The organism is Nocardioides sp. Iso805N (assembly GCF_000364605.1).
In the GTDB taxonomy this organism is placed as follows: Bacteria; Actinomycetota; Actinomycetes; order Propionibacteriales; family Nocardioidaceae; genus Nocardioides.
In genome coordinates this window covers 185,545-208,495 of sequence record NZ_KB822575.1, presented here as the reverse complement: position 1 = coordinate 208,495, position 22,951 = coordinate 185,545, and the positions used below count along the sequence as shown (strand labels likewise).

Below are 22,951 nucleotides of genomic sequence, written 5' to 3'. Positions count from 1 at the left end.
AATGTCTTGATCCGTCCCTGCTGTCCCAGGCGCGGTCAGTAGGACACACTCCCGACATCTCACGAACCAACAGGAGACCCGGCCTCGCGTGTGCGAGCCGGGTCTCCTGTTTCGGTCGTCCGCCGATCTGCGGTTGCGTCGGATCGTCGGTGCTGCGGCACCTCGGACGATCGGCGTGCCAGCTCACTGGCTCACCTGTCCCGGGGGACCCGGACACCGTCACGGCGCCCCTAGCGTGTCCTCGAGGCCTGGCACCCGCCAGGCGTCGACGAGAGGGACGGTGTCGCGGTTGCCCGATCTCGTGAGTCCTGGTGGCTGGCCTCGACTGCGCGTGCGGGGCGCCTTTCGGTGGTGCGCTCCCGTTCTCGGACTGTCGGTCGTGATGGCGCTCGCGTCCTGTGGCAGCGACGACGCGGACAAGCAGGTGAAGCGTGCCGAGGCTCAGGTCGCTCACCAGCAGAGGGAACTCGACGACGCGCGGGAGACGTTCACGACGGCATCAGCGAGCTTCTGCCAGTCCTCACGTGCCTACATCGTCGCCCTCGACCGCTACGGCGACCTGCTGCATGCGACGGCCCCGACCGTGGGCGACGTCAAGGATGCCGGCAAGGACCTGGCGGACCCGGGGGAGGAGGCGGGGCAGTCGGCCCAGGATGCGGTCGAGGCCCACGACCACGTCGTGCAGGCCGAGCGAGATCTCGCGGAGGCGCAGGCGGCGCTCGAGCGAGCCCGTGGTGGCTCAACCTCCGCGAGTCCAAGCGGTGAAGCCTCCGCGACGGCCGGCACGAGTAGCCCGACGCCCCTCGTCCCTGCCGCCACCGTCACCCAGGTCAAGACCGCCGAGTCCGACTACGACACGGCAATGCGCGGGATCACCGACCAGACGCCCCTTGCCCAGGCGTCGCAGGAATTCAACAGCGCGACGGTCGCCCTCGAGGTGGCGTGGACACGGCTGGTCACCGACGCCGGATGTCTCACCGAGGACGAGCAGCAGCAGGCCGAGTCCGTCGTTCATGCCGCAACGAAGTCGATCCAGACCTCACTGGCGCAGGCCGGCTACTACGACGGCCCCAGCGATGGCGTGTACGGGCCCGCGACCGTGGCGGCCGTGGAAGCGCTCCAGCGCGCGCACGACCTCCCCGTCACCGGGGCCGTCGACAAGGCGACGAGTGCCGCCTTGCAGGCCGACCTCCAGCAGGCCGGCGGTGCTGCGGCTCAGGAGGCGGCGGCCGGTACGGCGGCGGTCCAGCAGACCCTGAGACTCGCCGGTTACTGGGACGGCCCGGTCGATGGCACGTGGACACCCGAACTCACCGACGCCGTGAAAGAGCTCCAGAAGGACCTCGGTGTGGCGCCGACGGGCGCGGTAGATGCAGCGACCCTGGCGGCCCTTGAGGCGGCCATCGCGACTGCCAAGCAGGCCGGATCCGCGAATGTCCCCGGCTCACCGACCGCAGCGGGCTCCGTTCCGACGACCGCCGCACCCTCGTCGACGACGCCCGGCGGTACGGGCTGATGGCATGAGGTTCACGTCGGGGCTCCGATCCGTCGCTGCAGCCCGCGGCACGTAGGTGTCACCCGAAATGGGGGTGCCGCACGTTCGAGACGGGGACGAACGATCGCGGTACCGGTGGTTGTGCTCGTGACCTGGCCTTCTCCCGGCCCCGAGGCACCGAGGAAGAGGAGTTTCGCGTGACAACGAAGAGCGACTTCACCGAGGACGAGTGGACGCGGGTCGTGCGAGCGCCCTTCGTGGCGGGGCTCGCCATCTCGCTGGCAGACCCGGGCGGTCCCATCGAGGCCGCCAAGGAGACGATGGCGACGTTCAAGGTGGCCACCAATCCGCCGAGCCGGGAGGAGTTGCTCGCGGAGGTGGCACTCGAGATCCAGGCCGCTACGCAGCAGCATCACAACCCACTGAAAGGGTTCAAGCCCGACAAGACCGTGGGCGTCGGTGAGGACGTGCTGAACGAGCTTCGCGAGGTTCACTCGGCAGTCGCGGCCAAGGCGACGCCTGAAGAGGCCACCGCGTTCGCCGCGTGGCTGGTCGCCGCGGCAGAGGCTGCCGCCAAGGCCGCCAAGGACGGCGGGTTCATGGGTTTTCATGCCCAGCAGGTCAGTGACCGTGAACGAGACATGGTCGACCGCGTGCGAGACGCTGTGTCGGGTTAGGGCGCGTCGCCCTGTGTCGCAAGCTCGCCTGACCGCTCCTTGCGCGGGGAGAGCTCTCTCCTGCGCGCTACTCCTGGGGTTGCTTCTCGCAACGGCCGTCGGTTGTGGCACGGGCGGGGATGGGAGTGGAGAAGGTCCGGCTCTCTCGGCCTCGGTAGCGCCGACGCGGACGGCGCCGGCGCCGACGCGGAGCCCGGCCCGCACGGAGAGACCCGCCGACCCTCAGCCGAGCTCACCCGCCGGGCAGCAGGAGGACAGGTCCTCGGCAGCCTCTGCCCCCTCGGAGGGATCCGGATCGAGCACCTCGGACGGCGAGGTGGCCGCCGACGACCACACCAAGACCGCCTGGGTGTGGGCGCTGGTGGCAGCGCTCGGAGTGGTGGCGGTGGCCCTGATAGTGCTCCTCCTCGCGCGATCGCGACGTCGCCGAGCGTGGGACTCCGACTTTCGGGCCGCACAGGCAGAGGTGGCATGGACGGCACGCACCGTCCTGCCGCAGGTGCAGGCGGCAGGCGACCCGGATCGCATCGCCAGCGCCTGGCGGGCGCTCCAACCTCAAATCGCGACGCTGGGGGACCAACTGACGGTGCTCGGATCCAGCACCAGGAATCACGCCGATGCGGCCCGGGCACGCGTGTTGAGAGACGCGCTCCGCGCCGCAGGGACAACTGTCGAGAACGCGACAGGAGGTCCGCGCGGAGGGCCTTGGCCCGAAGACATCAACGCGGCGATCATCATCCTCGAGTCGGCCCTCGCCAGCGACGCACCCTGAGCGCCCACGGCGTACGCCGCAAGCGACCCCGCAGCCTCAGTCGGCCGTTCGATCCGGCCCTTGCGCCCGCACCTTGCGGACGTGCTCCAAGGACTCGCGCAGCTCGGTCAGCCACTCTTCGCTGTGCTGCTGCACCAACCGCACGCACCACCCGAGCGCATCGCTGCGACTGCGCGCGACGCCGGCCTCGACGAGCAGGTCGAGCACCTGCCGCTCGGGCTGGCGCAACCGGGTCATCACCGGCGCCGACACGTGCGTGAACAACGCGCGTACGCCGCCGCACTCGACCCCCCACGACACCTTCCGGTCGAACCGGCGCTCGGCCTCCCGTGCCACGCCCATCCGGGCTTCCCGCGTCCGCTCGCGGAACTCCGCGATCTTGCCCTCCACGGTCGCCTCGCGCTCGGCGGGGCTCACCTCCGCCGCCAGCTCGGGCTCGCCGATGCGGCCGATGACGGTGATCTCCTCACGATCGACGCTGACCTCGACCAGCGCCTCCCACAACTCCTCCGGCAGGCGGCCGTTCAGCCAGCCCCGGATCTCCTCTGTACTCATGTAATCATAATTACTCGCTAACCGGCCGCGCACAAGGCTCGTCGCGAGAGGGCTGCCCTCCGCTGACAGCAGGTTTGTTGACTGAATAACTGCACAATATTTCTGCCGCCAGGTTGACGGAAAAAATACGAGTTCCTAACGTGACTTACGTGTCCAGATCCGCAACCGTCCAGGCGCTCGTCCGCCGGACGCACGAGCAGCGTGTGCTCGCCGTGCTGCGCGAGCGCGGCGCGATGAGCCGCGCCCAGATCGCCGCGCGGGTCGGTCTCTCCCGGACCACGCTCTCGGAGATCACCGCGGAGCTCATCGGGCGCGGCGCCGTGGTCGTGGCCAGGACCGACCTCGACCTGCGGCAGGGGAGCGGCCGGCCGGCCGAGCTGCTCGCGCTGGACCCGGGTGCCGGGCAGTTCGTCGGCGTCGACCTGGGGCACAGCCGAGTACGGGTGGTGATCGCGGATGCGGCGCACGAGGTGGTCGCGTCAGGCGTCCACGCCTACGCCGCCAGCACCCCGTGGCCGGACCGGCTCGCCGCCGGCTTCGACCTGCTAGACCGAGTCGCAGCGGAGCATGGACTGCACTTCGGCGCGCTCCAAGGTGTCGCTGTCGGGGTCGCGGGCCCGGACGCGAGCATGCGTCGCCAGGTCCGTGACGCCTTCGCAGACCGGCTCGGCGCGCCGGTGCTGGTCGACAACAACACCCGGTTCGCTGCGCTCGCCGAGGCGATGTCGGACGAGGAGGGCGCGACAGGAGACCTCGCCTACGTGCGGGTCTCCGAAGGCATCGGCGGCGGGCTGGTGATCGGCGGCCGTCTCGTCCCCGGCGGTCGCGGAGGCGCCGGTGAGTTCGGCCACGTCCGTGTTGTCGAGGACGGCGCCCGCTGTCGCTGCGGCAAGCACGGCTGCCTGGAGACGGTCGCCTCGATCGGAGCGCTGCTCGCCCAGGCCAGCCGCGCCGGCGCGCAGGTGGTGGACGGCGACGACCTGGGCCGCGCCATCGCCGAGGGCGAGCCGGCGGCCCTCGCGGCGGTCGATCGCGCTGCGGACCTGCTGGGCCGGGTGCTCGCGGACGCGGCGCTCATGCTCAGCCCGGCGCGCGTGGTGATCGGGGGACAGCTTCCCGTGCTGGCGCCGTACGTCGTGGACCGGGTCGCCGCCATCATCGCCACCGAGCTCGAGGCCGTCGGCACCGGCCTGCCGACGGTCCGTGCGGCGCGCCTCGACGACGAGGACGGCGCCCGCGGTGCGATCGCCGCCCTCTACCACCAATCCCCGCTGCTGGCGGAGTACGACCTCGCGTCCTCGGCCGAGCGGCCCGACGACGCCGAAACCTGGAGAGCACGTGCCTGACCATCCCGACACGGTCCTCACTCCGTCCGCCAGCGCGGCCGGTGTGGCCATCACCCCCACCTCAGCTTCCGCCCGCCCACGCGGCAGGCGCCGCCGTCGGCCGCTCACCCGGGCCGGGAGCCTGGGTCTCAACGTGCTCTCGGCCGTGGCCGGCATCCTGATCTGGTGGACGCTGGCGAAGGTCGGCTTCAACCTCCCCACGCCGGCGGCCGTGGCGAAGCAGGCCGGTCACCTCCTCGCCGACGGGACCCTCGAGCAGGACGCAATGGCCAGCCTCCGCCGCGTGCTGATCGGGTTCTGCCTCGGCTGCGCCGTCGCGGTGCCCGTCGGGTTCCTGATGGGGTGGTATCCCGTCGCCCGCGCCCTGATCGAGCCCTGGGTGCAGTTCTTCCGCACCATCCCGCCGCTGGCGCTGATCCCACTCGCGGTGGTGCTCTTCGGCATCGACGAGACGCCGAAGATCATCGTCATCTTCCTGGCGGCCTTCCTGGCCTGCGTGATCGCCGCGTTCCAGGGCGTCGTCAGCATCGACCGCACGCTGATCAACGCCGCCCGGGTGCTCGGCGCCGGCGACCTCACCATCTTCCGGCGCGTGGTCATCCCGGCCTCGATGCCCTACATCCTCGTGGGCATGCGGATCGGTCTCGGCTCCTCCTGGGCGACAGTGGTCGCGGCCGAGCTGATCGCCGCGCAGGAGGGCTTGGGCCACCGGATGCAGAGCGCCGAGCTCTACTACGACCTCCCCACCATCTTCGTCGGCATCATCACCATCGGCATCCTCGGCCTGCTGATGGACCGGGTCCTGCTCATGGCCGAGCGCCGCCTCACCGTCTGGCAGGAGCGCCGATGACCACCACGCCCGCGGCGCAGCCCAAGATCGCCGTACGGGGGGTCGGCAAGCGGTTCGGGGACTTCACCGCGCTCGGCGAGGTCGACCTGGACCTGGTCGCCAACGAGTTCGTCACGATCGTCGGCCCGTCCGGATGCGGCAAGAGCACCTTGCTCAACATCCTGGCAGGGCTGGAGGAGCCGACCAGCGGTGAGGCCCTCGTCGACGGCGTCCCCGTCGACGGTCCCAGCCCCGAACGCGGCGTCATCTTCCAGCAGTACGCGCTGTTCCCCTGGCTCACCGTGCGCGCGAACGTCGAGTTCGGCCTGCGTACGGCGCGGGTGCCGAAGCAGGAGCGGCGCCGACGCGTCGACCACTACCTCGAGCTGGTCGGACTCTCCGCCTTCGCCGACAAGCTGCCCAAGACGCTGTCGGGCGGCATGAAGCAGCGCTGTGCGATCGCCCGCGCCTACGCCGCCGATCCGGCGATCCTGCTGATGGACGAGCCCTTCGGCGCTGTCGACGCGCTGACTCGGGTCCGGCTCCAGGAGCAGCTGCTGGAGACGTGGAGTCAGGAACGGCGCACGGTGCTGTTCATCACCCACGACGTCGATGAGGCCGTCTTCCTCGCCAACCGGGTGGTGGTGATGGCCTCCGGGCCAGGCCGGATCCAGGAGATCGTCGACGTCGACCTGCCCTACCCCAGGACCGAGCAGGTCCGGCTCAGTCCCGAGTTCACCGCGCTCCGCAACCGGGTGTGGGGCGCCGTCTATCACCAGGGGCCGCCGCCGGCGTCTCGCTGAACCACCCATCCATCACGCTCCCGGCCCGCCGGGAGCGCGGCCCTCCACTGCCTGTGGCCGCTCGGCCGCGCCATCACGAAGGAAATGAAACGACATGAAGAAGCTCCTGGCCCTCGCCGGCGCGACCGCCTCCCTGGCCCTCACCCTCACCGCCTGCGGCTCGGGCAGCGACTCCGCCAGTGATGCCACCAAGATCACCTTCGGCTACATCGGCGACTTCAACGGCACCAGCCTGCTGGCGATCGCGGACAAGCAGGGCCTGTGGAAGAAGGAGGGGCTCGACGTGGACACGAAGGTGTTCACCGATGGCCCCACCCAGATCCAGGCGCTGGGCGCGGGCGATCTCGACTACGGCTACATCGGTCCCGGAGCGATCTGGCTGCCCGCTTCCGGCAAGGCCAAGATCATCGCGGTGGACACCCTCGGCGGGGCCGACCGGGTCATCGCCCAGCCGGGCATCACCTCGATGGCCGATCTGAAGGGCAAGAAGATCGGCGTGCCGGCCGGTACGTCGGGCGACATGATCCTCGGCCTGGCGCTGAAGAAGGCCGGGATGACCGAGAAGGACGTCGACATCGTGCCGATGGACGCCGCGACCATCGTGGCGGCCTTCGACACCGGCAAGATCGACGCCGCAGGCATCTACTACCCGACCATCGACACCATCAAGCAGAAGGTGCCGAACCTGGTCGAGCTCGCCCAGGACAGCGACTTCGAGCAGGACTTCGGCTTCCCGACCGCCTTCGTGTCCGGCGAGAAGCCGAACGCGGCCACCACGGCCATGGTGGACACGGTGCTGCGCGAGGCGATGGACTATCGCGCCGCCCACACCACCGAGGCGATCGCCGACACCGCCTCCATGCTCAAGCAGACCGTGGCCGCCGTCACCGCCGACGCCAGCCACGACAAGCTGCTGACCTCGGCGCAGCTCGACACGATGACCCAGAACGGCACCGTCGACACGTGGCTGTCCTCGCTGGAGAACTACTTCGTCGGTGCCGGCAAGCTCACCTCGGCGGTCGACCCGAAGACGTTCTACCTCGGCGACGACTTCGTGGCGGCCGGCAAGTGACCCACGCCGTACCTCAGGATCTCGGGAGGTCCGCGAAGCGCACCAACGTGCTCTTCCTGATGACCGACCAGCACCGGGTGGACACCCTCGGCGCCTACGGCAACAGCCAGGTGCCGACACCCGCCTTGGACGGGCTGGCCCGCAGCGGCACGCGGTTCGACAGTTGGTACACCCCCACCGCCATCTGCACCCCCGCGCGGGCCAGCCTCCTCACCGGGCAGGCGCCGTTCCGGCACAAGGTCCTGGCCAACGCCGAGCGCAACGTCGGGTACGTCGAGGATCTCCCCGAGGACGTCTTCACCTTCCCCGTCGCCCTGAGCGAGGCCGGCTACAACACCGGCCTGATCGGCAAGTGGCACGCCGGCAGCCGCCGCCAGCCGGCCGACTTCGGGCTGGACGGCATCCACCTGCCGGGCTGGCACAACCCCGTCGACCATCCCGACTACCTGGCCTATCTCGCCGAGCGAGGTCTACCGCCGTACCGGATCAGTGACCGGGTGCGGGGCACGCTCCCGAACGGAGGACCGGGCAACCTGCTGGCGGCGCGCCTGCACCAGCCGGTCGAGGCCACCTTCGAGTACTACCTGGCCACCCGCGCCATCGAGCTCCTCGAGCAGTACGCCGCCGACGCGCACCGGGAGGACAAGCCCTTCTACCTGGGGCTGCACTTCTTCGGGCCGCACCTGCCCTACGTCATCCCCGACGAGTACTTCGACCTCATCGACCCGGAGACCGTTGACCTGCCGCGCTCGATCGCCGAGACGTTCGCCGACAAGCCTCCGGTGCAGGCCAACTACAGCGCCCACTGGACCTTCGACACCATGCCGATCGAGGTCACCCGCAAGCTGATCGCTGTCTACTGGGGCTATGTCGCGCTGATCGACGAGCAGATCCAGCGGGTCCTCGACGCGATGGAGCGACTCGGGCTGGTCGAGGACACGGCTGTCTTCTTCACCTGCGACCACGGCGAGTTCACCGGCAGCCACCGCCTGCACGACAAGGGCCCGGCGATGTACGAGGACATCTACCGGACCCCCGGCATCGTCAGGATCCCCGGCGGCCCGCAGGGTCAGGTGCGCGAGGAGTTCGTCAGCCTGCTCGACTGCACGGCCACGATCCTCGAGCTGGCCGGGCTGGACGCAGGGCCGGCGGTCGACTCGCGCAGCCTGCTGCCGCTGGTCGCTGGTGAGCATCCCTCGTGGGAGCCCGACCTCGTCGCGGAGTTCCACGGGCACCACTTCCCCTACCCGCAGCGGATGCTGCGCGAGGATCGCTACAAGCTGGTGGTCAACCCGACCGACACCTGCGAGCTCTACGACCTCCACACCGACCCCGACGAGCTGCAGAACCGGTTCCACCACCCGGAGATGGGGCAGGTGCGCGCGCGGATGATGCGGCGGCTGTACACGATCCTGCGCGAGCGCGATGACCGCTTCTACCACTGGATGACCTCGATGTACGACGTCGGCGAGCTCGACTACGACCCGATGATGAGCGGGCTGGACGAGTCGACGTACGCCGGCATGGCCGAGGGCGTCGTGGCAGAGGGCGTCGTGGCAGAGGGCGTCGCGACGGAGGCCGCTCCGGCAGCGCCGGCATGACACGGCGACCCAACGTGGTCCTCGTCCTCACCGACGACCACGCGGCGCACGCGATCTCGGCGTACGGCTCGGTGGTCAACCGGACGCCGCGCATCGACGAGATCGGCGAGCTCGGCTGGCGCTTCGAGAGCTGCTTCGCCACCAACAGCCTCTGCTCGCCGAGCCGGGCCTCGATCCTGACCGGCACCTACAGCCACGTCAACGGCGTCACGACCCTGGTCACGCCGATCGACGCGAGCCAGCCCACGTTCGTCTCCCAGCTCAGAGCTGCGGGCTACCGCACGGCGATCTTCGGCAAGTGGCACATGGGGGAGGGGCCGGGGCACGACCCTGAGGGCTTCGAGGAGTGGCAGGTCCTCCTCGACCAGGGCGAGTACGTCGACCCGCAGCTGCTCTCGGCCGACGGCGTGCGCGTCGTGCCCGGCTACGCCACCGAGATCATCACCGACCTGGCCCTGGACTGGGTCGACTCGCTCCCCGGCGACGACCCGTGGTGCGTGCTGGTGTGGCACAAGGCGCCGCACCGGCCCTGGATCCCCGACCCGGCCCGCCCCACCTCCCACGCGGCCGGGTCGGTCCCCCTCCCGGCGACGTTCGACGACGACTACGCCACCCGTACGTCGTCGGCACGCCGCGCGGCGATGCGGATCGCCGAGCACCTGACCGCCGAGGACCTCAAGGTCGACCCGCCGGCGGGACTGACCTACGACGAGCTGGCGCAGTGGAAGTACCAACGGTTCATGGCCGACTACCTGGCCTGCGTGGACTCCGTCGACGACAGCGTCGGCAGGATCACCGACCGGCTGCGCGAGCGCGGCGACCTGGACGACACCCTGCTGCTGTACGCGTCCGATCAGGGCTTCTTCCTCGGCGACCACGGCTGGTTCGACAAGCGGTTCATGTACGAGGAGTCGCTGCGGATGCCGCTGCTGCTCAGCTATCCGCGACGACTGCAGGGCGGCCGGGTCTTCGACGGCATCGTCACCAACGTCGACTGGGCCCGCACGATCCTAGAGGCGTGCGAGGTCGAGCCACACCCGCGGATGCAGGGCCGCTCGTTCTGGCCCGACCTCCTCGGTGAGCCGGCACAACCGCCGGCCGAGGGGATGTACTACCGCTACTGGGAGCACGACGACGTCTTCCACAAGGCGCCCGCGCACTACGGCTACCGCACCGAGCGGCACAAGCTCGTCTACTTCTACAACGACGGGCTCGGGCTGCCCGGCACCGGCGAGTGGACCTATCCGGCCGAGTGGGAGCTCTATGACCTGCTCGAGGACCCGCACGAGCTGCGCAACGTCGCCGAGGATCCGGCGTACCGCGAGCTACGCGCCCGGCTGGAGGCGAAGATGTGGCAGGCTCAAGCGTGCGTCGGCGACGCACCCCATCCGGGGCAGCCGCGTCCGGCGCTGCTGGAGGAGGACGCATGAGCTCGTGCTGCGTGCCCGGCCGCGACGGTGACCCGGACCGGCAAGCCGCCCACGCCCACGGTCCGGATCTGCTCGATATCGGAGCCCGGCCGGACGGCGTTCACGCGATCGAGCAGGTCGCGGTTCCGGCCCAGGAGTTCGCGATGGGCGACGCCCACGGCGACGGTGACCGAGCCGATGGTGAGACGCCGGTCCACCCGGTGCGCGTGGCGGCGTACGGGATCGATGCCACGTCGGTGACGGTGGCCGACTTCGCGGCCTTCGTGGACGCGACCGGCTACGTCACCGAGGCGGAGAGCTTCGGCTTCTCCGCCGTCTTCCATCTCCACCTGGAGCGGGCCGACCACGACGCGGTGGTCGGCCAGCCCCCGCAGACGCCGTGGTGGCTCGGGGTGCGCGGCGCCGACTGGCGGCACCCGGGCGGCCCGTCGTCGTCCGTCGCCGGGTGCGACGACCACCCGGTCACCCACGTGAGCTGGAACGACGCCCAGGCCTACTGCCGCTGGACGGGTCGACGGCTGCCGACCGAGGCCGAGTGGGAGTGTGCCGCCCGCGGGGGCCGTCCCGGCGAGCGCTACCCCTGGGGCGACGAGCTCTCCACCGACCCCTGGCTGGCCAACATCTTCCAGGGAACGTTTCCCACCGTGGACACCGCTGCCGACGGCTGGTCGGGCACCGCCCCCGTGCGGGCGTTCCCGGCCCAGGGCTACGGGCTGTTCCAGATGGTCGGGAACGTGTGGGAGTGGTGCGCCGACTGGTTCGCACCGGATTGGTACGGCCGTTCGCCACTCGACTCGCCCACCGGCCCGCAGGACGGCACGATGCGCGTCATCCGCGGCGGATCGTTCCTGTGCCACGACTCCTACTGCAACCGCTACCGCAGCGCGGCCCGTTCGGCGAACACTCCCGACTCCTCGACCAGCAACATGGGCTTCCGGACCGTCGCCCGCTGAGCGACAGCCCGGAAGCAGGCCTCACTCGCCGGGCCACTCCCCGGTGGCACGCTCGAAGAGCCGCGCGCCACCGCGATCGATCAACGCGCGTACGGCGGCGAAGATCGCGCCCTGCACCAGTGCGGCCGCCACCACCTGGCCCAGCCCGTAGTCCGACTCCAGCGGCTTCGGCGGGTGGTCCTCGTCGCCGGGGACCGCCTTGCGCCAGATCAGCTGCACGATCTGCCCGGCGATCAGGCCGCCGAGCATGCTGGCGATGAGACCCCAGGGCCGGTACAGGATCTTCGCGGATGTGCTGGTCGCCATCATTCCTCCTTGCCGCGGCTCTCCCGGAGCCGTCGTCCTAGCTCGATGTCCTTCTCCTGCTTGCGCTCGGCCTTCTCGGCGGTCCTGGTGTCGCGGGGCTCCAACTGCAGATCGCGCTCGGCGGGGATCCCGGCCTGGAGCTGGCGGCCGCGCTCGAGCTCGGCGTCCAGCTCGGCACCGAAGAGCAGGGCGAGGTTGGTGATCCACAGCCACAGCAGGAACACGATCACGCCGGCGAGGGAGCCGTAGGTGCGTCCGTAGTGGCTGAAGCCCGCGACGTACAGGCCGAAGGCGGCCGACGCGACGATCCAGATGATGATGGCCACGCCCGCCCCGACGCTGATCCAGCGGAACTTCGGCTGCTTGACGTTGGGGGTGGCCCAGTAGAGCAGCGCGACCACCAGCATCACCATCACCAGCATGACCGGCCACTTGACGATGTCCCAGACGAGTACGGCGGTGCTCCCGATGCCGATCTGGTCGCCGACGGCCTTCGCGGCGGGGCCGGTGACGACCAGGCCCAGCAGCACGGCCGCACAGAGCACGACGGTGATCAGCGTGACGAGCAGCATCACCGGACGCAGCTTCCAGACCGGGCGCCCCTCGGTGAAGCCGTAGATCCGGTTCATCCCACGGCCGAAGGCGTTGACGTAGCCCGACGCCGACCACAGCGCCACCGCGATGCCGATGATCAGGGCGAGGCCGTTCCCGCGCGAGGCGCTGAGCTCGGTCAGCAGCGGTTCGATGTTGTTGGCGACCGAGGTGATCCCGATCTGCTTGAAGATGTCGACGATCGCGTTGATGGTGCTCTGGCCCTGGCCGACCAGGCCGATCAGGGAGAGCACCGCGATCACGGCCGGGAACAACGCCAGCACCGAGTAGTAGGTCAGCGCCGCCGCCAGGTCGGTGCACTGGTCGGTGCCGAACTCCCGGAACGTCCGCCGCACGATGTAGCGCCACGACGGCTTCTTGATGTCCGTGGGGGAGTCGGGCTTCGCCTCCTCCTGGCTCCCGTGGCGGTGCGTGTGCGCGGGTGTGCTCATCGGCGCTTCCTCCACACGATGAACGCGATCGTGAGCACGGCCGCGACAGCGAGGCCGACACCGACGCCACGTGCGCGGGGATCGTGCGCGAGCTCTTGTGCCCGGGCCTCTGCGCGTCCCTTCACGTCGGCGCGGTCCGCGAGCGCGCCGACGGTGTCGGCGAGCTCGGCGCGAGTGCGCTCGATGTCGGCGCGCAGCGCCTCGGGCGTCTGCGGGGTGTTGTCGTGCTCGCTCATCGGTGTGCCGCCTCCTTCGCGGTCTCGAGGTCGCGCTGCGCACTCGCCAGTGCCTCCGTCGGGACGGGGGGAGCCGCCGCGCGCACCGAGCGGCGGCCGACGAGCGCGGCGATGCCCGCGACGACGAGCAGCACCACGGCGACGATCAGGGCCGCCAGCCACGCGTCGACGGCGAGCGCGAGAGCGAGTACGGCGGTGGCGATCAGCGTGCCGAGGCCGTACAGGGCTATGATCCCGGCGGCACCGAACATGCCGATGCCCACGCCGGCCTTCTTCGCCTTGCCGCTCACCTCCAGCTGCGCGAGCCGCAGCTCGTCACGGACCAGGCGGGTGACCTCGTTCGAGAGCTGGGTGACGAGTTCGGGTGTCGAGGCAGGCTTGGATGGGGTCTGTGTCCGGTCGTCGGCCCGGACGTCGGTCCGGCCTTCCGGCCCGACCGCGGGAATGTCGTTGGTCATGGTGCCCTCCTGAGCGTCGACCAGGTCGTGCACCTCTCACGGTGCCCAGCCGGCGCTCACTGATGCTTCCCGCCTCGTGGCGCCGTTGCCGGGACTGTCGGTGGCGCCGCTTAGCCTCTGGCCATGGATCTGGAGGAGGTGCGCCGGCTCGGCCGGGAGCTGATGGACCGACACGGGCTGCCGCAGTGGCGGCTCGTGCTCGACCGGGCCCGGCGCCGCGCCGGAATCTGCCGCTACGACCGCAGGGTGATCGGGCTCTCGGCTCCGCTGATGCGGCTCTACGACGAGGCCGAGGTCCGCGAGACGGTGCTGCACGAGATCGCGCACGCGCTGGTCGGGCCGAAGGCCGGGCACGGGCCCCACTGGCAGGTGGTCGCGCGTCGGATCGGCTCGTCGGGGGAGCGCTGTGTCTCGCCGGACGCGCCCCAGGTCGCGGGCGCCTGGGTGGGCTCGTGCCGGGCGGGGCACACCGTGGCGATGCACCGGAGCCCGCAGCGGGTGCGGTCGTGTCGGACGTGCCACCCGCGCGGCTTCTCCGTCGACCACGTCCTGGAGTGGCGGCGCCACGGCGAGCTCGCACCGATGCACCCTGCCTACCTGCAGGAGCTCGAGTTCATCCGCGGGGCGCGGCAGCGCTATCTGCTCGGAGTGCGGAGCTGAGTCAGAGCCGTTCGCGCAGGAAGGCGGCGATGTCGCGGAGAGCATCCCGCGCCACCGGTACGACGCCGGGCAGCGACAGGAAGCCGTGGATCGCCGGCCCGTAGTCGCGCTGGTCCACCTCGACGCCCGCTGCCCGCAGCTTCTCGGCATACCGGAGACCGTGGTCGCGCAGCGGGTCGTGGCCCGCCGTGAGGATCAGTGCCGGCGGCAGCCCGGCGTGCGAGGCGGCGCGCAGCGGAGATGCCTGCCAGTCCTCCACGCCGTACCGCTCGCCGAGGTAGAGGCGGCCGAAGTTGTGCATCTGCGTCGAGGTCAGCACCGGGGCGTGTGCGTGCTCCTGCTCGGAGGGATAGCTCTCGTACATCTCGACCGCCGGGTAGATCAGCACCTGCGCGCGCAGCGCCGGCGTACCCGCCTCGCGCGCCTCGAGTGCGCACACGGCGGCCAGGTTGCCGCCCGCGCTGTCACCCATCACGGCGACGCGGCCGGCGTCGCCGCCGAGCTCGGCGGCGTGGTCGACGACCCATCGCAGCGTCGCCCAGCTGTCGTCGGCCGCGGCCGGATAGGGGTTCTCCGGCGCGAGCCGGTAGCTCGGCGAGATCACCACCGCGCCCGTGGCGGCGGCGATGTGCGAGGCGAGCCAGGCGGACTGCTCGGGGGCGCCGAGGCACCAGCCGCCGCCGTGGATGTTGACCACGATCGGCAGGGTGTCCCGCACCCCCGCCGAGGTCGGGCGGTGGATCAGCAGCCGCTGCGTGCTGCCGTCGAGCTCGACCGTGCGTTCACTGGTCGCCACGCCGGCCGCGATCCGGCCGAAGATCTGCCGCCCGGCGAAGGTCTCGCGCAGGCGGTCCCGGCGGCCGCGCAGGGCGACCATCTCGTTCGCGTCGGAGGGCTCGGGAGCGAGCCGCTTGAGCACGGTGGCGAAGATCCGGGTGCGCAGGGCGAGAGGTGCGGCCATGGAGGCATCCTGCCGAACAATCCCCGGCGCGCGGTACCGAATGAAGTTCCCGCCGTTGGGCTACTGCGCCACATGATCACCAGCAGCATCGAGCTCGGCCGTCCCCTCTCCGGCGACGTGATCGACCTGATCGTCGACGACCACCGCCTCTTCGAGCAGCTCCTGCGCCAGCTGCGCGACTCGACCCAGGACCGGGACGCGGTCCGTCGGGCCTTCGCCGACGTACTCATCGCGCACGGCGAGGCCGAGGAGGAGCTCGTCTACCCGATCTTGCGGCGCAAGGCCGCCGACATCGGTGAGCACGAGGTCGAGCACGGCCGCGAGGAGCACGCCGAGGGCAACGAGGCGCTCCTTGCCGTGCTCGAGCTCAAGGGCACCGACACCCAGGCGTTCACCGATGCGGTCGAGGAGCTCAGCAACCTCATCACCCACCACATCGCCGAGGAGGAGCTGACCATCCTCTCGCCCGCGCGCACGGAGGTGGGGGAGCGCGTACGTCGCGACCTCGGCACGACGTGGGCCGCGCGCCGCAACCAGCTCATCGACGAGCACTGCGGCGCGATCGCGAACGTCCGCCGCATCGTCGAGGAGGCGAAGCGCGAAGGCGTCCTGGACGAGGAGAAGTGACGGTTCGGCTGGATATCTCGGTGGACCCAGGCGTCGATCCGCCTCTCAGATGTCGTCGGCGTCCATGATCCGGTAGGCATAACCCTGCTCGGCCAGGAACCGCTGCCGGTTGGCGGCGAAGTCGGCGTCGACGGTGTCGCGCGAGACCACGGTGTAGAAGTGCGCCACCTTGCCGTCGCGTCCGGGCCGGAGCAGCCGGCCGAGACGCTGCGCCTCCTCCTGGCGTGAGCCGTAGGAGCCCGAGACCTGGATGGCGACCTCCGCCGAGGGCAGGTCGATGGAGAAGTTGGCGACCTTCGAGACCACCAGCAGACCGATCTCGCCACTGCGGAAGGCCTCGAAGAGCCGCTGCCGCTCCTTGACCGGCGTCTCGCCCGAGATCACCGGTGCATCCAGGTCCTCGGCCAGCTCGTGCAGCTGGTCGAGGTACTGGCCGATGACCAGCGTCGGAGCGCCCTGGTGCTTGGCGACGAGACGTTCGACGACGGAGACCTTCTCCCGGGCGCACGAGGCGAGCCGGTAGCGCTCCTCCGGTTCGGCGGTGGCGTAGGCGAGCCGATCGGCGGAGGGCAGCGTCACCCGAACCTCGACGCAGTCAGCGGGCGCGATGTAGCCCTGCGCCTCGATGTCCTTCCAGGGCGCGTCGTAGCGCTTGGGCCCGATCAGCGAGAACACGTCGCCCTCCCGGCCGTCCTCGCGCACCAGGGTCGCGGTCAGGCCGATCCGGCGCCGGGCCTGCAGGTCGGCCGTCATCCGGAAGATCGGCGCGGGGAGGAGGTGAACCTCGTCGTACACGATCAGGCCCCAGTCGCGGGCGTCGAGCAGCTCCAGGTGGGGGTAGACGCCCTTCCGGCGGGTGGTGAGCACCTGGTACGTCGCGATGGTGACGGGGCGGATCTCCTTGGTCGTCCCGCTGTACTCGCCGATCTCGTCGGCGGTCAGCGAGGTGCGCTTGACCAGCTCGTCCTTCCACTGCCGTGCGCTGACCGTGTTGGTCACCAGGATCAGCGTGGTCGCCTGTGCGTGCGCCATCGCGGCCGCGCCGACCAGCGTCTTGCCGGCGCCGCACGGCAGCACCACCACGCCGGAGCCGCCGTGCCAGAAGGACTCCGCCGCCTCGGCCTGGTAGGGACGCAGCGACCAGCCGTCCTCGGCGAGCTTGATCGCGTGCGCCTCGCCGTCGACGTACCCGGCGAAGTCCTCGGCCGGCCAGCCCAGCTTCAGCAGCGCCTGCTTGAGGTTGCCGCGCTCGGAGGGGTGGACGGCCACGGTGTCCTGGTCCAGCCGGTCGCCGAGCATGCCGGCGACCTTCTTCGCGCGCAGCACCTCCTCCAGCACGGGCCGGTCGTTGCTGGCCAGCACCAGGCCGTGGACCGGGTGCTTCTCCAGCCGCAGCCGGCCGTAGCGGGCCATCGTCTCGGCGATGTCGACCAGCAGCGCGTGCGGTACGGCGTAGCGCGAGTAGCTCAGCAAGGTGTCGACGACCTGCTCCGCGTCGTGGCCGGCCGCGCGGGCGTTCCACAGACCGAGCGGGGTGAGGCGATAGGTGTGCACGTGCTCGGGGGAGCGCTCGAGCTCGGCGAACGGTGCGATCGCCTTGCGTGCGTCACCGGCCCGCGCATGGTCGACCTCGAGGAGCAGGGTCTTGTCCGACTGGACGATGAGGGGGCCGTCGTTCACTGGGCTGATTCTACGGGGCGGTGGTTGTGACCCTGACGCTCACAACCGTCACGCGGGTCGCACCGAGCTGATCCTGTGCACCGCGAACAGCCGCACCTCGTCGGCCCGCCGGTCGTGGGCCCGCAGCTGTCCGCCGTCGACCGAGAGCGGGTCGATCACCCGATCGGTCCGGGTACCGTGGTTGTCGACGTACCCGATCACCACGCTCACCCCTGCGTCGATCGCCTCGCGCAGCGCGGCCAGGGAGCCGATCGGGGTCAGCGTCTCGGTGGTGGCCGCGGGCCGTGCCGCGGCGGCCTGGTCCCCGGCACGTACGGCGGTGACCACGGCGGCGACCCGCGCCGCGTCCCGGGCGGTGCCGACGCCGTCCGGCGTCCGTCGTGGCGTGCGGGCGCGTTGGGCATCGGGCCGAGCGACGTGCAGTGAGCCGTCCGGCGCCTCGACGACCGGGGCGACCCCTGCCTCGCGCAGCTGCGGCAGCAGCACGTCGAGCGGCGTGGTCGAGATGAGCACCGTCGGCGCCAGCCGCCGCAGCCCCATGCCGGCGGCGGCGGGGTGGTGCAGCAGCTCGGTGAGCGCGTGCTCGTCGTCGGCACGCAGGAACGCCTCGGCGAAGCCGATCCGCACCACGCCGAAGGTCCGGGCGGTGTCGTCGATCAGGTAGGTCAGCGGCTGCGGGACCGGCGTGCGCGAGACGTCGGCCACGAAGTCGTGCAGCTCCACCGCGGACCAGCCCAGGTCCATCGCGCGCCGGACCGAGGCGGGGGTGAAGCGGTAGACGGTGGCACCGCCGCGCGACTCCACCTCGGCGACCACCCCGAGCCGACGGGCCAGCGACGCCTCCAGCGGACCGGGCGCGACAGCTGTCAGGTCGGCCTGCAGCAGGATGTGGTCGACGGGCTCGGGCAGCAGGGCGGCGAGGGCGTCGGACGGGTCCTCGCCGTCGAGCAGCGATCCGGCGTACGACGCCAGGCCGCCCAGGGCGGTGATGCCCAGAACGGCCGACTCGGTGAACGTCCAGGCGATCTCGGCCGCCCGCGACTTGGGCCGGCGGGGTCGCAGCCACTCCAGCCGCGCGAGCACGGACGGTCCGCCGGTGCCGGCCGCCAGCACCTCGCCGGTCGGGAGTGCGGCCATCGCCGTCAGCGTCATCCGCCGGGTCTCGATGACGGTGGGCGAGACGAGCTCGGGCACGAGGGCGTTCCAGACCTTGCCCGCCGGGTCGCGATGGCCGACCAGCGCGGAGGTGCGGTTCGAGCCGATCCAGGCGCGGGCGAGCACCGTCCACCGCTCCGCCGGCATCTGCGCCAGCCAGCCGTCGAAGGCGACCGTGGGCAGCCAGCCGAGGGTGCCGTCGTCGTCGGGTCCGGTGGCCAGCAGACCGGCGGCGGCAGCGACCTCGATGAACAGCGCCACCGTCGGCTCGTCGACGTGGAGGCGCGCGGCCGCCGCCTTGAGGTCGCGCACGCCGAGGCCACCGGAGCGCAGCGCACCCGGTGGGGCGGCGCCCCAACCGTCGAGGAGAAGCTCGACGCGACGCACGGCCTCGAACGCCGCTCCCGCCCCGGCCCGGTCCACCAGGGTCGCGTCCCGCGGGGAAGTGGCCAGCGCGGGCGGGCCGTCCGCGGGTCCGGCGAGGGAGACGTCGGGCGCCACCAGAGGCAGGTCGGCCAGGCCGGTGACGGCGCGCAGGCCGCCGGTGGAGTCCCAGGCCAAGGCGAGATCGCGCAGCCGATCGAGCGCGGCGCGGGTGGAATGCCGGTCAGCGGAGACGTTGTTCAAGATTTGATCATCGGTGGTTTGACCGGCCGAGATCAGGGCATCAAGAACCGTGAGCTCGAGCCGGTCCAGACCATCGAGCGCACGGACCAGCGACGACCGGGTGGCCGCACGCGCGGCGAGCTGCGCCGAGTCTTGAGGGGCAGGAGTGGCGAGATCGGGTCGAGCGACCAGCAGTCGGGACAGCCGATCGTCCGGCCAGGCACGCACCTGGTCGGCGAGCGAGCGATACCCCCTGTCCATCCCGCCCAATCTAGTGGGACAGCCGATGGAGTGCTCGTGAAGCGCCTCGTCGTGGACCACGGCAGCGCCACCGACGTGGGCCTCGTGCGCGAGGTCAACGAAGACTCCCTCTTCGCCGAGGAGCCTGTCTTCGTCGTCGCGGACGGCATGGGCGGCCACGACGGCGGCGACGTCGCCAGCGGCATCGCGGTGCAGGAGTTCGCCCGGCTCGCGGGCCGGTCGTTCACGCTCGACGCGGGCATCGACGCCATCGTCGAGGCGCTGCGCAGCGCCGACACCCGGATCAGCGAGTACGCCGCCGGCCAGCGGGCCCGTGGCCAGCTCGACTTCCACTCCGGCACCACGGTGGTCGCGGCCCTGGTCGTGGAGGCGCCGGCCGGGCCGCAGTGGCTGATCGCGAACCTGGGCGACTCGCGCATCTACCGCTTCTTCGAGGGTGCGCTCACCCAGCTGAGCGTCGACCACAGCCTGGTCCAGGAGCTGGTCGATGCCGGCACGCTGACCCCCGAGCAGGCCGAGAAGCACCCGGATCGGCACGTGATCACCCGCGCGCTCGGGGGAGTGGCCTCCGCCGTACCCGACTTCTTCCACATGATGCTGCCGCCCGGGTCGCGCGTCCTGCTGTGCTCCGACGGCGTCAGCGGCATGATCGGGCCGACGGCCATCGCCGAGATCCTGGGTCGGCAAGGCGATGCCAGGGACGCCGCTCGGCGGCTCGTGGACGCTGCTGTGGCCGCAGGTGGGCGTGACAACGCGACAGCTGTGGTCGTCGATGTGGTGGGATGGGCCGACGAGAGTCCCTACGACGCTGTCGTGCAACGGCAGAGTCTCGAGCAGAAACTCGGAGTCCTTCCGTGATCTCCTACCGTCCTGGAACCTGGTTCGGCATCGTCGGTGAGCGCGCGACGGTGCTGCTGCCGCCTTCGGAGAAGGCCCGCGCCGGCACCCTGTGGGCCTTGGTCGACGATGGCGCCGGCTTCGACGAGGTCCTGGATGCGCTCGTCTCCGATGGACTGCGCGCGCTGCCCGGGTTCGTGCTGCTCTCCACCGACGAGTCGACCACCCGGATCGTGGTGCGTGGACCGTCGAAGGCCACCTTCGTCGCCGATGCTGGCGATGTCGTGGTGGAGGGCTCCGCCTCCTCGACCTGGGTCGAGCGATCGCTGAGCGGGGTCACCGGTTTCACGGTCGTGCTCGAGGATGTCGAGGAGCCGCTGCTGACGCTGCACGGCGGCCTGGTGCGGCTGGCCGCGCTGGTCTCGCCCGGTCGGGTGCAGAGCGTCCCGGCACCGGGCCCGCTCGGACCCCCGGCGCCGGCGCCGGTGCCGCTCGCGGTGACGCCGCCCGTCGCGGATGCGCCCGAGGTCTCAGGGCCCTACGCGGCTGTGCTGCCGTTCCCGGCAAGTGGGCCGTCGGTGCCGCCGCCGGTCGCTCCGCTCTCGCCGGTCCTTCCCCCGGCGGACCTTCCGCTCGGCGATCCCTTCGAGCCGGAGTCGGCTGCCGCCGAGGCTTCGGGGGCGCCCGCTGACGAGCCGGTCGCGGAGCCCGTCGCGGAGCCCGCGGAGGAGTCTGACGAGGACCTCGACGTACCGCCGTGGGCGTCCGCGTCCAGCGATCCGCTGTCGGGCCCGATCGACGAGTCCTGGGCGGACGAGTCCTGGGCCGACGAGCCGACCGGAGTGATCCCGGTGGTGCCGGCCGAGGAGCCCACGACCGAGCCGGAGCACTCCGCGGAGCCGCCGGCGTGGACGCCGGGATCCCCGGCGCCGGGTGCTGTCCCGCCCCCACCGCCGTTCCCGCCGGCCGGGCCGGTGCCGCCGGTGCCGGAGCCGCCTCTGCCCGAGCCGCCGGCCATGCCCTCGTGGGGCGCCGCGGCGAGCGTCGAGCCGCCGGCGGAGTCGTCGGCCGAGCCTGCCGCAGCGCCGCAGGACGACCACGACGGTCTCACTCGAGCCGGTGCGCCCGACGCCGGTCTGCTGCCCCCGCCGCCGGGCATCCCGGGCCAGCAGGCTGCGCCTGCCGTAACCGCCTATCCGGTCGCGAAGCTGGAGTTCTCCCATGGCGAGCGCGTCGACGTCGACCGGGTCGTGATCATCGGCCGGGCGCCGGAGGCGGGTCGGTTCTCGCTGGCGGAGCAGCCGCTGCTGGTCACGGTGCCGAGCCCTCACCAGGAGATCTCCTCGACCCACGTCGAGATCCGGCCGGGCTCGGGCGTCGACCACGGCGCAGCGGTCGTCACCGACCTCGGCTCCACCAACGGCACCGTGGTGGTGCAGCCCGGCCTGGGCCCGGAGGAGCTGCGCCCCGGCGTGCCCGTCCAGCTGATGCCCGGTGCGCTCATCGACCTCGGTGACGGCCTCACCATCAGGGTCAGCCAGCCGTGAGGCCGCCCGTCCCGGGACGGGTTGTCGCTGATCCGGACCGCCGCTTCTACGCCTGGGTGATCGACAGGCTGATCGCGCTGGTCGCGTACGCCGTCGCGGGCGTCGCCGCCTACTTCGCCCTCATCCGGCCCGGCCACACCGTGCTCGGCGTGGTCGCGGTCGTGGTGGTGGCACTGGTGGTCTGGTTCATCGGCGTTCTCATGACCGGATTGGCGGGCGTCACGCCAGGCAAGTCGATACGCGGCCTGCAGGTGGTCAGCGTCGCGACCGGCGAGCCGATCGGGCTGGGGGCAGCGTTCGCGAGGCAGGCGATCGTCGGCCTCGGCGGCTATCCGACGCTCGGGATCGGCGATGCCACCCTGGCCTGGATGGCGACGCTCGACGGCACCGGTCTGCGCCGTGCCTGGCACGACCGGGTGGTCGGGTCGGTGGTCGTCGACGTACGACCGCAGCCGGTCGCCCCAGCGCCCGCGGAGGAGATCCCGGATCGGGTCGTGAACCTCACCGCGCTGCGGTTGATGCCGGCCGAGGCGTCAGCGCCGACACCGGTTCCCACGCCGCCCCCCGCGCCGAGGCCCACGCAGGCACCCGCCCAGGCGCCCTCACCGGCACGGGTCCCGCCGCCTGTCCCGGTGCCCGTTGCGGCGTCCGTCGCGGCGCCGGCCCAGCCGCCCGCCCCGACGTCGCCCCCGCCGCGTTGGCGGGTCACGTTCGACACCGGCCAGAGCTTCGTCGTCGCGGGCCTCGCCCTGGTCGGTCGCAGCCCGGAGCCGCGGCAGGGCGAGCAGGCGGCCCACCTGGTTCCGCTGCAGTCCAACGACATGTCGCTGTCGAAGACGCACGCGCAGTTCGGCGTCGTACCCGATGGGACGCTCGTGGTGATGGACCGCGGCTCGACCAACGGCTCCGTGCTGCTGCGAGGCGGGGTGGCCAAGCCGCTGCCTCCTCGCCAGCCGGCCACGCTGCTGCCGGGTGACCGGGTCCGGTTCGGCGATCGCGAGATGGCGGTCGCCCGCGAGGCGTGAGGACCCGACCCGACCC

The 22,951-nt window shown here is 71.4% G+C and carries 23 protein-coding genes; 15 read left to right on the top strand and 8 right to left on the bottom strand.

Annotated elements, in window-relative coordinates:
* Window positions 1–382: 382 nt before the first annotated feature.
* The 3 genes from H036_RS0100995 (at window position 383) to H036_RS0100980 (ending at window position 2,944) form a co-directional block, all read left to right on the top strand.
* Window positions 383–1,516, top strand: a complete 1,134-nt coding sequence (locus tag H036_RS0100995; RefSeq protein WP_017932900.1) for a peptidoglycan-binding domain-containing protein — start codon at window positions 383–385, stop codon at window positions 1,514–1,516.
* A 176-nt stretch (window positions 1,517–1,692) separates the two neighbouring features.
* Window positions 1,693–2,172: a hypothetical protein gene (locus H036_RS0100990; RefSeq protein WP_017932899.1), complete on the top strand. Its 480-nt coding sequence runs from the start codon at window positions 1,693–1,695 to the stop codon at window positions 2,170–2,172.
* A 316-nt stretch (window positions 2,173–2,488) separates the two neighbouring features.
* Window positions 2,489–2,944, top strand: a complete 456-nt coding sequence (locus tag H036_RS0100980) for a hypothetical protein (RefSeq protein WP_017932897.1) — start codon at window positions 2,489–2,491, stop codon at window positions 2,942–2,944.
* A 36-nt stretch (window positions 2,945–2,980) separates the two neighbouring features.
* Here H036_RS0100980 and H036_RS0100975 read toward each other — a convergent pair whose 3' ends face one another.
* Window positions 2,981–3,499, bottom strand: coding sequence for a hypothetical protein (locus H036_RS0100975; RefSeq protein ID WP_017932896.1), 519 nt, complete (start codon window positions 3,497–3,499; stop codon window positions 2,981–2,983).
* A 149-nt stretch (window positions 3,500–3,648) separates the two neighbouring features.
* Between H036_RS0100975 and H036_RS0100970 the strand changes: the two genes are divergently transcribed.
* From H036_RS0100970 to H036_RS0100940, 7 genes are all read left to right on the top strand, one after another.
* The gene (locus tag H036_RS0100970; protein WP_198289866.1) at window positions 3,649–4,845 is read left to right on the top strand and encodes an ROK family transcriptional regulator; all 1,197 of its coding nucleotides are present in this window, start codon (window positions 3,649–3,651) and stop codon (window positions 4,843–4,845) included.
* On the top strand, window positions 4,838–5,695 hold the full coding sequence (locus H036_RS0100965) for an ABC transporter permease (RefSeq protein WP_017932894.1): 858 nt from the start codon (window positions 4,838–4,840) through the stop codon (window positions 5,693–5,695). Before H036_RS0100970 ends, H036_RS0100965 begins: the two co-directional genes overlap by 8 nt.
* Window positions 5,692–6,477, top strand: coding sequence for an ABC transporter ATP-binding protein (locus H036_RS0100960; RefSeq protein WP_017932893.1), 786 nt, complete (start codon window positions 5,692–5,694; stop codon window positions 6,475–6,477). Before H036_RS0100965 ends, H036_RS0100960 begins: the two co-directional genes overlap by 4 nt.
* 94 nt (window positions 6,478–6,571) lie before the next feature.
* Entirely contained in the window at window positions 6,572–7,549 is a 978-nt protein-coding gene (locus H036_RS0100955) for an aliphatic sulfonate ABC transporter substrate-binding protein (protein WP_017932892.1), read from the top strand.
* Window positions 7,546–9,150 (top strand): sulfatase-like hydrolase/transferase, encoded by a 1,605-nt coding sequence (locus tag H036_RS0100950; RefSeq protein WP_017932891.1) that lies wholly within the window; start codon window positions 7,546–7,548, stop codon window positions 9,148–9,150. Before H036_RS0100955 ends, H036_RS0100950 begins: the two co-directional genes overlap by 4 nt.
* A complete protein-coding gene (locus tag H036_RS0100945) occupies window positions 9,147–10,580 on the top strand; it encodes a sulfatase family protein (protein ID WP_017932890.1) in 1,434 nt (477 codons plus the stop codon). The genes H036_RS0100950 and H036_RS0100945 overlap by 4 nt, the downstream gene beginning before the upstream one ends.
* On the top strand, window positions 10,577–11,533 hold the full coding sequence (locus tag H036_RS0100940; protein ID WP_017932889.1) for a formylglycine-generating enzyme family protein: 957 nt from the start codon (window positions 10,577–10,579) through the stop codon (window positions 11,531–11,533). The genes H036_RS0100945 and H036_RS0100940 overlap by 4 nt, the downstream gene beginning before the upstream one ends.
* A 21-nt stretch (window positions 11,534–11,554) precedes the next feature.
* Here the strand turns inward: H036_RS0100940 and H036_RS0100935 are convergent, their stop codons facing one another.
* From H036_RS0100935 to H036_RS0100920, 4 genes are read right to left on the bottom strand one after another with little or no spacing between them, the layout of a single operon-like run.
* The gene (locus H036_RS0100935) at window positions 11,555–11,839 is read right to left on the bottom strand and encodes a DUF4235 domain-containing protein (protein ID WP_017932888.1); all 285 of its coding nucleotides are present in this window, start codon (window positions 11,837–11,839) and stop codon (window positions 11,555–11,557) included.
* Entirely contained in the window at window positions 11,839–12,882 is a 1,044-nt protein-coding gene (locus tag H036_RS0100930) for a YihY/virulence factor BrkB family protein (protein ID WP_017932887.1), read from the bottom strand. Before H036_RS0100930 ends, H036_RS0100935 begins: the two co-directional genes overlap by 1 nt.
* Window positions 12,879–13,118 (bottom strand): DUF3618 domain-containing protein, encoded by a 240-nt coding sequence (locus tag H036_RS0100925; protein ID WP_017932886.1) that lies wholly within the window; start codon window positions 13,116–13,118, stop codon window positions 12,879–12,881. Before H036_RS0100925 ends, H036_RS0100930 begins: the two co-directional genes overlap by 4 nt.
* Window positions 13,115–13,576 carry a phage holin family protein gene (locus tag H036_RS0100920; protein ID WP_051068582.1) on the bottom strand — a complete coding sequence of 154 codons (462 nt, stop codon included), beginning with the start codon at window positions 13,574–13,576 and terminating at the stop codon, window positions 13,115–13,117. Before H036_RS0100920 ends, H036_RS0100925 begins: the two co-directional genes overlap by 4 nt.
* Before the next feature lie 123 nt (window positions 13,577–13,699).
* On the opposite strand from H036_RS0100920, the gene H036_RS0100915 reads away from it, so the two are divergent.
* Window positions 13,700–14,236: a SprT family zinc-dependent metalloprotease gene (locus H036_RS0100915; RefSeq protein ID WP_017932884.1), complete on the top strand. Its 537-nt coding sequence runs from the start codon at window positions 13,700–13,702 to the stop codon at window positions 14,234–14,236.
* A gap of 1 nt (window position 14,237) precedes the next feature.
* Here the strand turns inward: H036_RS0100915 and H036_RS21425 are convergent, their stop codons facing one another.
* A complete protein-coding gene (locus tag H036_RS21425; protein ID WP_017932883.1) occupies window positions 14,238–15,197 on the bottom strand; it encodes an alpha/beta hydrolase in 960 nt (319 codons plus the stop codon).
* Between the two features lie 72 nt (window positions 15,198–15,269).
* On the opposite strand from H036_RS21425, the gene H036_RS0100905 reads away from it, so the two are divergent.
* Window positions 15,270–15,824 carry a hemerythrin domain-containing protein gene (locus H036_RS0100905; protein WP_017932882.1) on the top strand — a complete coding sequence of 185 codons (555 nt, stop codon included), beginning with the start codon at window positions 15,270–15,272 and terminating at the stop codon, window positions 15,822–15,824.
* Between the two features lie 45 nt (window positions 15,825–15,869).
* Here the strand turns inward: H036_RS0100905 and H036_RS0100900 are convergent, their stop codons facing one another.
* On the bottom strand, window positions 15,870–17,504 hold the full coding sequence (locus H036_RS0100900; RefSeq protein WP_017932881.1) for a DNA repair helicase XPB: 1,635 nt from the start codon (window positions 17,502–17,504) through the stop codon (window positions 15,870–15,872).
* 48 nt (window positions 17,505–17,552) lie between these two features.
* Window positions 17,553–19,526, bottom strand: coding sequence for a helicase-associated domain-containing protein (locus tag H036_RS0100895; RefSeq protein ID WP_017932880.1), 1,974 nt, complete (start codon window positions 19,524–19,526; stop codon window positions 17,553–17,555).
* 36 nt (window positions 19,527–19,562) lie between these two features.
* On the opposite strand from H036_RS0100895, the gene H036_RS0100890 reads away from it, so the two are divergent.
* Genes H036_RS0100890 through H036_RS0100880 form a run of 3 tightly spaced genes read left to right on the top strand, consistent with a single transcriptional unit; the run spans window position 19,563 to window position 22,935 of the window.
* Window positions 19,563–20,384 (top strand): PP2C family protein-serine/threonine phosphatase, encoded by an 822-nt coding sequence (locus tag H036_RS0100890; protein ID WP_017932879.1) that lies wholly within the window; start codon window positions 19,563–19,565, stop codon window positions 20,382–20,384.
* Window positions 20,381–21,910: an FHA domain-containing protein gene (locus H036_RS24110; protein WP_017932878.1), complete on the top strand. Its 1,530-nt coding sequence runs from the start codon at window positions 20,381–20,383 to the stop codon at window positions 21,908–21,910. The genes H036_RS0100890 and H036_RS24110 overlap by 4 nt, the downstream gene beginning before the upstream one ends.
* On the top strand, window positions 21,907–22,935 hold the full coding sequence (locus tag H036_RS0100880; protein WP_017932877.1) for an RDD family protein: 1,029 nt from the start codon (window positions 21,907–21,909) through the stop codon (window positions 22,933–22,935). Before H036_RS24110 ends, H036_RS0100880 begins: the two co-directional genes overlap by 4 nt.
* The last annotated feature ends 16 nt before the right edge of the window (window positions 22,936–22,951 follow it).